Source organism: Moorena producens PAL-8-15-08-1, from assembly GCF_001767235.1.
In the GTDB taxonomy this organism is placed as follows: Bacteria; Cyanobacteriota; Cyanobacteriia; order Cyanobacteriales; family Coleofasciculaceae; genus Moorena; species Moorena producens_A.
This window is the reverse complement of the sequence record NZ_CP017599.1, coordinates 8,363,437-8,374,966: the sequence shown is the minus strand read 5'-3', so window position 1 is coordinate 8,374,966 and position 11,530 is coordinate 8,363,437. Positions and strand designations below refer to the sequence as shown.

The following is an 11,530-nucleotide window of genomic DNA, read 5'->3' as shown; positions in this document are numbered from 1 at the left end:
GCCACGGAATGAATGTGCCCAATAGATTTCAGGCACTAGTTGTTGCCAAATTCTCTGATTTGGCTTCCAGCAAGCTCTCATAGAGCTCACTGAGCTGATGGGCAACACCATTCCAGCTAAACATATTTTCTACCCTTGCTCTTGCCCCTAAGCCAAGTTGATTTTTCCAGTCGTGATCCGAGAGAATCCGATCGATAGCAGCCGAAAAAGCACCAGCATCTTTAGGTGGTGCCAGTAAGCCAGTTTCTGCAGATACAACGGTAAACTGAAGACCACCGACATCACTAGCTACTACAGGGGTGCCACTAGCCATGGCTTCGATGGCAACTAAACCAAAAGGTTCGTAGTGACTTGGTACTACACAAACATCAGCTGCAGCATAATAAGCTGGCAGTAGTTCATCAGGAATGCGTCCAGGAAATGTAGTGATAGTTTGCAGTTCCAATTCAGCTACAATCCCTTCAATGCGATCGCGTTCCATACCATCTTTCTCACCAGGACGAGAACCACCACCAATAATCAGCTTCAAGTTAGGATCACCCCGTAACTGGGAGGAACCAACAGCTCGAACTAGGGTTTCAATGCCCTTGCGTTGGTCAAACCGTCCCACGTAAAAGATGATTTTGTTTTCAGGGCTAAGTCCAAGTTTCTGCCGTGCTTCTAAGCGGTTAATCTTGCCAAATCGGTCAATGTCGGTACCACAGGGAATAATATCAATGTCCCCCTTACTTGAAACTAGCGTACGCATGTGTTCTTGTTCTTGGGGAGATGTAGCAACAATGCGTTCTGCTGTTTCTAGCACTGCTTTTTCTATGTCCAAGCGAGTCGCAGCAATCTTCGGAATTGTTTCTACTGACTCGTATTTAACTGCGCCTAGGGAGTGATAGGTGTGAAGTTGAATTAGCGATGCAGCGCGGTCTTGGGGAGGCAGCGAGGTAGCGCGGTCTTGGGGGTCCCCCCCATGAGCGACTACCGGTGCGGTCTTGGGGGTTCCCCCCATGAGCGACTGCCGTTGGTTTCCCCCACTCGCTATTGCATCAAGAAGGGATTGACGCTTCTTCCACTCCATACCGACCCAAGCCGAAAGCCAGTAGTTTGTATGTACTATTGAATAGTGAATGCCTGATTGCTCCTGAAACTTAAGCAATTCGGTTAAAAACTCACCGCAGTATTCAAAAATCTCCTGTCGTGGCACAAATGCTTTTGGACCAGCAGTTAGGCGAATAGTACGACAACCTGGAGTATGTTCAACAATTGTGGCTTGGTTGGAACTGGAGAGGCGAGTAAACATATCGACCTGCCACCCCTGCTTAGCAAGAGCTTCACCCACTTGGCGCACATACACATTCTGTCCTCCAGCTTCTTCCTTACCGATTTCTATCGCTGGATCTCCGTGAACGGAGATCAGAGCAATGTGCTGTGTATTTTTCGTATTCATAGGCTTTTTTGATGTTGGAGCTTACAGAAGGTTTTCAGGTATGGGGAGTCTGACCTCTATCCGACTAAACCCTCAGCGTCGAGCTTTTACACACTCACTTAACAAATTTTAACCTCTCAGGTGTGCTTAACACATCAGTGGATGGAAGTAAATAAATTTAACAATTTATTTATATAAAATGATAACTTAAGTCGGGCACTATATGGTATCGTTTAGCTTCTTGAGATGCTTCTGGGATTTGACACAGGTCTTTATAGCTGGCTGAATGTCCCTCACTTAAAAATAGTGCATCATTCAGCGATGCCTCAGGTGCGACCCGTGGCGAATTTAATTGGACCACTGTAAGCGCACCATTACGGTCTTGGGAAGGCAGCGCAGTCTTGGGGAGGCAGCGAGGTAGCGCGGTCTTGGGGGTCCCCCCCATGAGCGACTACCGGTGCGGTCTTGGGGGTTCCCCCCATGAGCGACTGCCGTTGGTTTCCCCCATGTTTGTAGTAGTGTGAACGATCGCTGATGGTTTCTAATCAGAAAATTTACATTACTAGCAGTTGACAACTTCAAAAATGTGCTATTATGGATTGACATCACCTTGGAGAGGTGGCTGAGTGGTCGAAAGCGGCAGATTGCTAATCTGTTGATAGGTTCAGGCCTATCCGAGGGTTCGAATCCCTCCCTCTCCGTTGAGTATCCTCAACTGGCAAAAATCAAACTTTCGTTGCTTAGAAAGTTTGATTAACTCTACCTAGGTCTTTGTAAAAAGGAGGCATAAGATTCAGTAATTATGCATCTTATGCCTTCTTTGCTTCTATTTGTCCCTTGTCTACCTATCAAAGTTAGAGAAGCTGTAACCAATGCCAAAAGAAATTCCGAGATCTGTGGCACCATCAACGAAAATTCCACCAGTTAAAGCAGCATTGGCAACAAAATTGGGTCCAAATGGCCAATCAACACCACCAGTAACGATTAAACCGACATTGTCCTCATCACCTGTAGAAAAAGCCAAACCAGCACCAGCGAAAGCTGAGTAAGTAGGCGGCTCAAACGGTTCATCCTGGAAAATAAAGTTGTAAGTGGCTGGGATCACAAAGGTAGCATCATCATTGATTAGTATGCTAGGACGCACTGATAAAGTGGGGGATAAATCGTATTTGCCGTTAATCATAAAGGCACCTCGACCAATATTGGTGCCATCATCAGTAAAACCGATATGACCGCCAACTCCAATATAGTTTCCAACCCCAAGGCTCTTGCCAGTAGGATCAATGTTTCTTTGAGCTACAGGGGTGCCTACTTCATAGGAGGTTGGCTCTGACGTGGGAGAGCTGGCTGGATCTAGTTGTATGTTTAGAGCTGCTACAGATGTCGCTAAAGTCCCTGGTCTCGGTGGAGCTACCACAGGATTATTGAACTCTTGAGAAGGTTTTTGGGATTGCTCAGTGATCGCTTCTAGCTCTTGTTTGGGGAGATTAGCACGATACTGGATAGTTTTTAAATTGGCTAATGGTACCTGCTTCTGTCTGACTGTATAGTCAGCAATTGGTGCAACTGAGCCATTGAATTGGGAGCGGTTGACCAATTCACTAGGAGTCCCTACCGACTTAGTAGCACGAACCGCTGCTCCTACCCTGTCCAATTGCCCTAAACGGGAATTAGCTTGATGGTCAGTGATAGTGTTGAGATTCTCTGATGGCAGACTAGTTGGTCTGAATATATTTTTAGGAGTCTGTGTAGTTTCCGGATTAAATCGATTAGGGTCAAGTGTGATGGTGGAAGCTGCTGCTAATTGCTTAGGTCTGACCGCTGCTGCTGTCTGGGTAAATTGCTTTACCGATGAATTATAGCTAGGTGTTTCAGCAGTAGCAGACAGCTGGTAACTGACCATCGTCAATACTGCCATACTCAGTTGCATCGAAAGGGTCTTAGGAAAATTACTCTTCACACTCACTCCTCAAAAACTAATTGGTCATTGGTTAGGGGTAACAAATTTAGCAGTTAGGCAAAAGCTAAAAGCTATATTTCTTGGTCAGTAACTTGTAGCTGCTAGCCATTGAGATCACATAAGCTACTCAAGAACTTGAACCCAATCCTAGGATAGTCTACTCATCCGACCAACTTTACCAGATACAAATAGCAGAATAACCTCATTTTGGCTTTTAGTTTTACCCTGGGTAAACCTCACTACTAACACAGGACTTACCCATCTATACCTGTAGCATCTCTGTATACCCCTATCGGGAAGGCAATAGGCATGCATGCATCCATGCAAAAGTTGACTAGAACAGCTTAGGTTAGCTTTCGGCATTAAGAATTAAATTCCCCTGGCGGCAGTCGCACCTTTCGAGTACCGTAACTCCCATAACAGATACGGAGGCGCTCGATCAGAGTAACTTGATCATGAGGCAGTCAGGGAAACGTTGGTCAACGGGCAACGGTTGATTTCACTGCTGAATCTTCCTAGTTGTTCATCCTTCTAGAAAAGGATCATAATCTGAGTGTAAGTTCCGCCTTCCTATACTATGGTTTTGCTTGAGCAATTACGAGCCAATGATTTAGAATACTACTGTCGTGCTAATCTCAACCTCTATGATTCGCCCAACTGTAAGCGTTTGACAACACAAGCAGCTACAGGAAGGCACTTCCGGGTCAAGTCTGTCCCGCCTGTCGGTAATGCCTTAGAAGTACGTCTGTGCGAAGATAACTATTCTGGTTGGTTGCCTGTGTCGGATTTGGCTCTACTGGAGATAGCTAAGACTCCTTATCGCCCCATTTCTCTGTCTCCAGCTCAAATTCAAGCACGAATAAAAGCGGTAATTGGGTTTACTAAAGCAGCAATGGATCAAAATCCCTACTACCTTTGGGGGGGTACAGTAGCTCCCAACTATGACTGTTCAGGGCTGATGCAAGCAGCGTTTGCAGCATCGGGGATTTGGTTACCCAGAGATTCCTATCAGCAAGCAGCTTTCACCCAAACCATTAGAATGGAGCAACTACAACCAGGGGATTTGGTCTTTTTCGCTACCGGTCAAAAAGTTAACCATGTAGGATTGTATCTAGGTGATGGTGATTACATTCATAGTTCGGGTATTGATCATGGTCGAAATGGGATTGCAATTGACCAGCTTTCAGAACAAGGGGATGAGATAACAAAGTATTATTACCGACAGCGCTACGGAGCTGGGCGAGTTGTGACAAGTTATCAGCCCTAGTCACCTAGCACAATTATCTAGCACAGTTATCTAGCACAGTTATCTAGCACAGTTATCTACCACAGTTATTTACCACCGTACTGCTCGAAGAGAACATGCTAATCAGGCTTACTATAAAGCTCTCAGCAGGGCTTCAGGGCAAAAGACTAACAAAAATTACCACAAAATGTCCTCACAATTTCCTTTACTCAGAGAAATCTTCTGAGCTTTCTAAAATATTCCTGCTGATGATCTTGTGATTATACTGATTATTGAGGGAAGACTGTGGGTAGATGTATCCCTAGCTTATCTGTAGAATTCCTGACGGATCGAGCCCAGCAATGAACACCACTCAGTCTCACATAAAAAGTACTGAAACAATGGCAGAGGCAGAGTCCGCCCTAAAGATCTGGTTTTCTTTATCACTTGATCTATTATGCACCTTTGGTCAAAACGGATATTTTCAACAACTTAATCCGGCTTGGGAAAAGGTTCTAGGTTGGACTTGCTCCCAATTGCGATCGCGACCTTGGATTGAGTGGATTTATCCAGAAGATAGGGAATTTACTCTCAATGCCCTTCGTGATTGTGGTCAAGGAAAACTAGTCGAATACCGGAATAGATTATACCACAAAGATGGTAGCTTGCGTTGGCTCGCTTGGAGAATTTCACAGGATGAACAGGGTCTTCTCTATGCTGTTGCTAAAGATATCACTAGTATTAAACAGCTAGAATCGGGATTGGACTATGGTAACTCTACTGGCTCCTATAAAGGCAGTAAGGGCTTTGAAAATCTAAATCTAGATCAGCAAAACTTCAAAAGTGACTTTGCTCTATTAACGGAATGGCTTTATCGCTATGAAGCGGTTAGTCAAATTAGTGGTCATCTGCTCTACGAATGGAATACCCAGACCAATGAATTGATTTGGGGTCACAATATTGAACAAGTATTGGGTTATTACCCAGGAGAACTCACCAACACTGGGCAAGGGTGGGATGAATTAATTTATCCTGATGATTTAGAACGATACCGACACACCATTGAACGGGTGATTGTCACTAAAGAGCCTTTTGATATTGAGTATCGGATCCGTAAGAAGGATGGCACATACATCACCGTTGAGAACAAAGGACAGTTTTACCTAGATAGTTCAGGTAATCTCAATCGTCTGCTGGGGTTAATTGTTGACATCACGGAGCGCCAACAGGCAGAAGAGGCATTACGCCTAAGCGAAAAACGATTTCGCCTAGCAGTGGATAATTATCCCGGTACATTTATTATCTATGATGCCCAGCGGCGGCTCCAGTTTATCAATCAACAAGGGGTTAAGCTAACTGGAGTGGCTGATTCACCACTACTGGGTCACACTGACGAGGAAATCTATCCTCCTGTATTTAAGGATATCTATGTGAAACTGCTACAAAAGGCTGTGGAAACCCGGATGCCACAAGTGGAAGAACTGACTTTGACTTTGCCAGAGGTTGGTGGACTCACTGTCCTCGCTACCTATATTCCCCTGCTAGATGAGCAAGAAAATATTTATCAAGTTATCGGGATTATCCAAGATACTACCCAGCGCAAGCAGGCAGAGGTAGAACTACGGCAAGCCTATCAGCAATTGAGACTAAATACAGAAGCCGCGTTAGACCAGAAAGAAGCAAAATTTCGACGGGTGTTTGATGAAGCACCTATTGGAATGTCACTATCAGATTTGGATTATCAGTTTATTCAGGTGAATCGGGCTTTTTATGAAATGCTCGGATACACCAAGTCTGAACTAATGGCTCTCAATGGTTTGGCAATTACTCATCCTGAAGACCTAGAACAAGCCAAGCCTTATATTAGGCAGGTCATACAAGGAGAAATTGATAGTTTTAAGTTAGAAATACGTTACCGTAAAAAGAATCAAGATACCCTCTGGGGTAATTTAACCATGATGGCTATGCGAAATCAAGCAGGAGAAATCCTGTGTATTTTGAGCATGGTTGAAGACATTACAGAACGCAAGCAGGCAGAGCAGGCGGTGCGACACAGTGAAGAACGATTTCGTGCCATCATTGAAGATCAAACTGAACTGATCTGTCGCTTGAAACTTGATGGCACCCTAACGTTTGTCAATGATGCTTACTGCCGCTATTTTGACAAAGACCGCTCTGAATTAGTAGGGAAAGTATTTTTGCCAAAAATGCCTCCGGAAGACGAAGACATTGTTACCCGGAACTTCCGTTCTCTTTCCGTAGATAATCCGATCAACACTTACGAACACCGAGTTCTTCTCGACTCTGGAGAAATTCGCTGGCAGCAGTGGAGTGATCGAGCTATGTTTGATGAACATGGCCAGTTTATCGAATGCCAGGCGGTGGGAAGGGATATCACTGAACTCAAGCAAGCAGAAGCAGATATTCTTAATGCATTGGCTAAGGAAAAAGAACTGGGTCAACTCCGCTCAGGTTTCGTTTCATTAGTTTCTCACGAGTTTCGCACGCCACTGACTACCATTCAATCTTCTGCTCAAATGCTGCAACGCTATCAGGAAAAATTGTCCCCTGAGAAAAAACAGAAGCACCATGATAAGATTCAGCATGCTGTGGTCCGGATGACTCAACTTTTGGATGATGTTCTAACGATTGGGAAAGCGGATGCTGGTAAACTCAAGTTTGAACCAGAATCCATGGATTTAGTGGCTTTGTGTCAGGACATACTCGAAAATATTAAAATTAACCTGGGTTCTAAGCATAACCTGATGTTCATTAGTCATGGTAGCTGTCAAGATGCCCTAATCGATGAAAGACTGTTGAGTCATGTTGTTAACAATTTGCTCTTAAATGCGATTAAATATTCTCCAGAAGGAGGTACGATAAAATTTGAACTCAATTGCAATTCTTCGAACGCAGTAATCCAGGTTCAAGATCAGGGGATCGGCATTCCTATAAAAGACCAAGAGAAACTATTTGAGTCCTTTGAAAGAGCAAGTAATGTTGGCAGTATCCCTGGGACTGGACTGGGTTTAGCAATTGTCAAAAAATGTTTAGACTTGCACAATGCTAAAATTGCTGTAAACAGTGAAGTTGGGGTGGGAACGACATTTACGGTTACCCTACCGCTGCACTTTGCTACGAACCAAAATAATTAATTTTAATAAAATCAAATCCGGTTAATCACTTCTACAATGGTTGATCGCTTTTGGTTAATTGTTAATTGTTAATTGTTAATTATTAATTATAATAGTTATTCTTAGCCTAATGAGGTGTATAGGATTTTCTCCGTGTTTCCTGTTCCCTATCCCCTGTTCCGAGATCTGCTCTTCCCTAAAAACCTTAGGTGCGCTTGACCCATTAAGAATTAAATTCGCCACGGGTCGCACCTCAATAATTTGTACCTCACCTAATCCTAATTGAATACCGCTAGACTTGTTAATTATTGATAATTAATACATAATTTAAGTCTTCTGTATTCCTAATTCTCACTTCAGTTGACAATCAAAGATCAACAATGACCCCTCAGCTTTCTATCAAATTCTTGCAAGTTCAGGAAAGTAGCAAGTCTACTGCTTCAACCCCCAGTTATCGCCTTGACAGCTATATTGCTCAACAAACACCTGACTTGTCTCGCTCTCGTATCCAGAAGCTGATTGAACAAGGCAACGTGCAAGTGAATGATCACGTGTGCATCTCAAAAAAAGCTAAAGTTCAGCTAGGGGATCGCATCTCCCTAAGCATTCCTGACCCCAAACCTCTGGAATTACAACCGGAAGTCATCCCCTTAGACATTCTTTATGAAGATGACGTTCTGATTATTATCAATAAACCGGCTGGTTTGGTAGTTCATCCTGCACCTGGTCATGAGAGTGGTACTCTTGTCAATGCCCTTTTAGCCCACTGTCCTAAACTGACAGGTATTGGTGGTGTTCAGCGTCCAGGCATTGTCCACCGCTTGGATAAGGATACAACTGGTGCAATTGCGATCGCAAAAACCGACCAGGCTCATGGACATCTACAAGCCCAACTCCAAGCCAAAACTGCTCAAAGACAATATTTAGGTATAGTCTATGGTGCTCCCTCTGCTGAGTCTGGCACCATTAACCAACCGATTGGACGGCATCCTGTAGACCGCAAGAAAATGGCTGTCGTGCCAGTAGAAAAAGGGGGACGCCCAGCTATTACCCATTGGCAAGTCCGAGAACGACTGGGCAACTATACCCTGATCCATTTCCAATTAGAAACTGGTCGCACCCACCAAATTCGTGTCCACAGTAGCTATATTGGTCATCCCATTGTTGGAGACCCCGTTTATAGCAGTGGTCGTTCTGTCGGTGTTAATCTACCGGGTCAAGCACTTCACGCTTGGCGACTACAACTACAGCATCCGGTTTTTGGGGAGTGGATTGAGTTTGTTGCCCCTCCCCCCCTAGCTTTAATCAAACTCTTAGACGTACTACGACTTCGCTTGAGCTAGTTCCTTGTTCTGAGACCGATATGGCACTAAGGATTCGTAATCGATGTTTGTAGCTGACACTCGTGGGATAGGGTTGCCTTGGGGAGACAAATCCCGTGCCATGCCCATATACAAAGACGGATCCCCTTCCTTCGGCTTCTTGTCTTGTGGCACGTAACTGCGCACCTGGTTCTGCCAAATGATTTGTGGGAAGCCCAGTACTGCACGGTAGTATTCGTTGTAACGTGGAGATTTGATGTTGAATGGTGTTTCACCCTGAGGGCGACCGGGAAGCACTCGACGCCGTTGATAGGGGACGGTGTTGTACCCAAAATTCTCCATGTACTCTTCGCTGTCGAGCAGTTGATCGACGAAGCCTTGGATACCCTTTGTCGCAATTATAATTGACCAGGCTAATTTTTCCCTTTCGCCATAGATATCACGTCCAAGCACCCGCTGCACGCACTGCTCTACAACGCGATAGTTGCTGTTTTTGTCATAGAAGCTGGTTTTGAAAGTTTCAGAAAGCAACAATCCACGAATAAAGTCCCGCACTGTGAGCTGACCGAAGCGGAGTTGGGACTCCAGGAACGGTTCACGATCGGAAGCAAAGGCATGGAAGAAAATCTGACGGTATGCTGCCTCGATGAGGGCATCCATGTCTCCGGGGGAGAGCAAGTTTTCAGTGGAATAAATTCTGGGTTGCTCTTCTCCTGGTATCTCATACCCATCTATGCGCGCATTCTGCGTCACAGGGGCGTAGCCTAGTAAAGGAATAGCCACGTTTTTATCTCCGTATTCTTAGAAAATCTTACAAACCTTAATCAAATATATAATGAATCCTGTGTCAGTCTATAAAAAAATTATATTTTAATCGATATCCTAATCTCTAAAGCGACTACGGATAGCGGGGACAGCAGTTAATCGTCAATCGTCAATTGTCAATAGTTATGGGTTAATCAACTAACCCTCTTCTTGGTTTTGTGATTAATCTGTGTGATTACTCAGAGTCTTCTCCTTTAACTTAATCACCTTAATCACTAATAGATTATTAATTTTGATTAAGTAAAACGTTACTCAAAGTAATATTTTTTAATATTTATTAAAATAGCCCGAAATAATTAGACCAAAGGATTAGACAATAGCCTATCGCTCAAGTGCATCCATACCCCATCCAAAAAGACAGTGGATTATTCTTGGATGGACACTCAGGCCAATCCCGCAGGTAAGTTTCGAGATCTAACTGCCAGCGTGGCGGTTTTAATCCCAGACCCAAACAGAGATGGGAAATGACCTCAAAAAAACGCTGATCGTGACCAGGGGCACCTAAATGAGCATGGGCATATTCATGGATGACAATACTCAACCAATCAGACCGTGCAATGCGTCCGACATCAATTAATATCACTGCCGGAGTGGCTAAGATGTTGCAAAAGCCATCAATACCAAACTTTTCCCCTAAAGGGGTTGCCAAAATCCGCATTGGGCGGCATAGGGAATCATGATAGCAGCTATGACAGGCTTCTAGGCAAGTCTGGAGCTCTCCATTAATGGCATCAATGTGATTGCCAATCCAGGTATAAATGCGATCGCGTTCTCTAGCATTTTCAGTGATCTCTACCATACTTGGGTCTAAAGCCAGCTGACCCACAGCATTGAGATACTGATAGCCTCGGATTAACGGATCATCACTGATGGTGGAATCACCAGCCCAAGATTGAATAATACTCTTCCGGTGCCAAGACATTTTGTTGTTGTTGAGATGTCACGCCAATACTAGTCTCAATATTAGCGCCAGTATTAGACCCATTCTCTAGATTAGATTCAATGCGGGTTTCGATACAAAATGATGCGCTGCTAAATCCACCAAAACGTTTGACTATACTGGTCCGCATCCGCCGAGATGGAGTGATAAAGGAGAAACGCTCATGAGCACTCATGGTTTCATATTCAGTAATCAGCACTAGCCCATCTTGAGCATCCATCTGATAAAGACCAGCCACTGGCATGGTTTCAGCGTAACCTTTTTCCCGCAATAACTTCCCCTGTCTAGGAGAGTCGGCATCTGGAACCACCACCATCACGGTCGAGTCTTTGTGACCGTCATCACTCTGATCCCAAGCCATTGTGCCCTGCCAACTGACCAACGCTCCACCTGCTGCCAAACTCGGGTTAATCTTATGAAGCTCACACAGCTCAATAACTTTGGGATGATCAGCCTCTAAGGTGGCTACATTGATGTCCAACTCTCCCTTCTCTGCTTGTCGGAAGGCTAGGTGGTGGGTCGTGCGTTGCGATCGCCAGTTGCCAGCACTGAGCTGGAAAAATTTCATCGCATCAATAATTGGATCCATATTATCGTATTTGGTTTACCTAGTTTTTACTTAAATTTTACTTAAACTTTAATTTTTGCATATTCCTGAGATTTTGCCAAACCAGCCATCCATGGCCAATCCATCAGGATTTCCGATG

9 protein-coding genes and 1 tRNA gene are annotated in these 11,530 nt (G+C 44.4%); 4 read left to right on the top strand and 6 right to left on the bottom strand.

From position 1 onward, the window contains the following. Window positions 1–28: 28 nt before the first annotated feature. Together BJP34_RS30665 and BJP34_RS41370 are read right to left on the bottom strand one after the other, a co-directional pair. The gene (locus BJP34_RS30665) at window positions 29–1,438 is read right to left on the bottom strand and encodes a glycosyltransferase (RefSeq protein WP_070395611.1); all 1,410 of its coding nucleotides are present in this window, start codon (window positions 1,436–1,438) and stop codon (window positions 29–31) included. 327 nt (window positions 1,439–1,765) lie between these two features. Beyond that, the gene (locus BJP34_RS41370) at window positions 1,766–1,993 is read right to left on the bottom strand and encodes a hypothetical protein (protein ID WP_149031264.1); all 228 of its coding nucleotides are present in this window, start codon (window positions 1,991–1,993) and stop codon (window positions 1,766–1,768) included. 36 nt (window positions 1,994–2,029) lie between these two features. Here BJP34_RS41370 and BJP34_RS30660 point away from each other — a divergent pair. After that, a tRNA-Ser gene (locus BJP34_RS30660) sits at window positions 2,030–2,118 on the top strand. Between the two features lie 140 nt (window positions 2,119–2,258). On the opposite strand, the gene BJP34_RS30655 is transcribed toward BJP34_RS30660, so the two are convergent. Further along, window positions 2,259–3,377, bottom strand: a complete 1,119-nt coding sequence (locus BJP34_RS30655; protein ID WP_229424103.1) for a hypothetical protein — start codon at window positions 3,375–3,377, stop codon at window positions 2,259–2,261. Window positions 3,378–3,954: 577 nt separating this feature from the next. Between BJP34_RS30655 and BJP34_RS30650 the strand changes: the two genes are divergently transcribed. The 3 genes from BJP34_RS30650 (at window position 3,955) to BJP34_RS30640 (ending at window position 9,079) form a co-directional block, all read left to right on the top strand. Next, entirely contained in the window at window positions 3,955–4,644 is a 690-nt protein-coding gene (locus tag BJP34_RS30650; protein WP_070395609.1) for a C40 family peptidase, read from the top strand. A gap of 320 nt (window positions 4,645–4,964) precedes the next feature. Continuing rightward, complete coding sequence (locus BJP34_RS30645; RefSeq protein ID WP_070395608.1) at window positions 4,965–7,757, top strand: PAS domain-containing protein; 2,793 nt, start codon at window positions 4,965–4,967, stop codon at window positions 7,755–7,757. Between the two features lie 359 nt (window positions 7,758–8,116). Beyond that, window positions 8,117–9,079 carry an RluA family pseudouridine synthase gene (locus BJP34_RS30640; RefSeq protein WP_070395607.1) on the top strand — a complete coding sequence of 321 codons (963 nt, stop codon included), beginning with the start codon at window positions 8,117–8,119 and terminating at the stop codon, window positions 9,077–9,079. On the opposite strand, the gene BJP34_RS30635 is transcribed toward BJP34_RS30640, so the two are convergent. The 3 genes from BJP34_RS30635 to BJP34_RS30625 form a co-directional block, all read right to left on the bottom strand. Further along, on the bottom strand, window positions 9,059–9,841 hold the full coding sequence (locus BJP34_RS30635) for a phycobilisome rod-core linker polypeptide (RefSeq protein WP_070395606.1): 783 nt from the start codon (window positions 9,839–9,841) through the stop codon (window positions 9,059–9,061). The genes BJP34_RS30640 and BJP34_RS30635 overlap by 21 nt on opposite strands. Before the next feature lie 370 nt (window positions 9,842–10,211). Next, the gene (locus BJP34_RS30630) at window positions 10,212–10,805 is read right to left on the bottom strand and encodes a hypothetical protein (RefSeq protein ID WP_070395605.1); all 594 of its coding nucleotides are present in this window, start codon (window positions 10,803–10,805) and stop codon (window positions 10,212–10,214) included. Then, a complete protein-coding gene (locus tag BJP34_RS30625; protein WP_070396960.1) occupies window positions 10,762–11,400 on the bottom strand; it encodes a phycobiliprotein lyase in 639 nt (212 codons plus the stop codon). The genes BJP34_RS30630 and BJP34_RS30625 overlap by 44 nt, the downstream gene beginning before the upstream one ends. Window positions 11,401–11,530 lie beyond the last annotated feature (130 nt).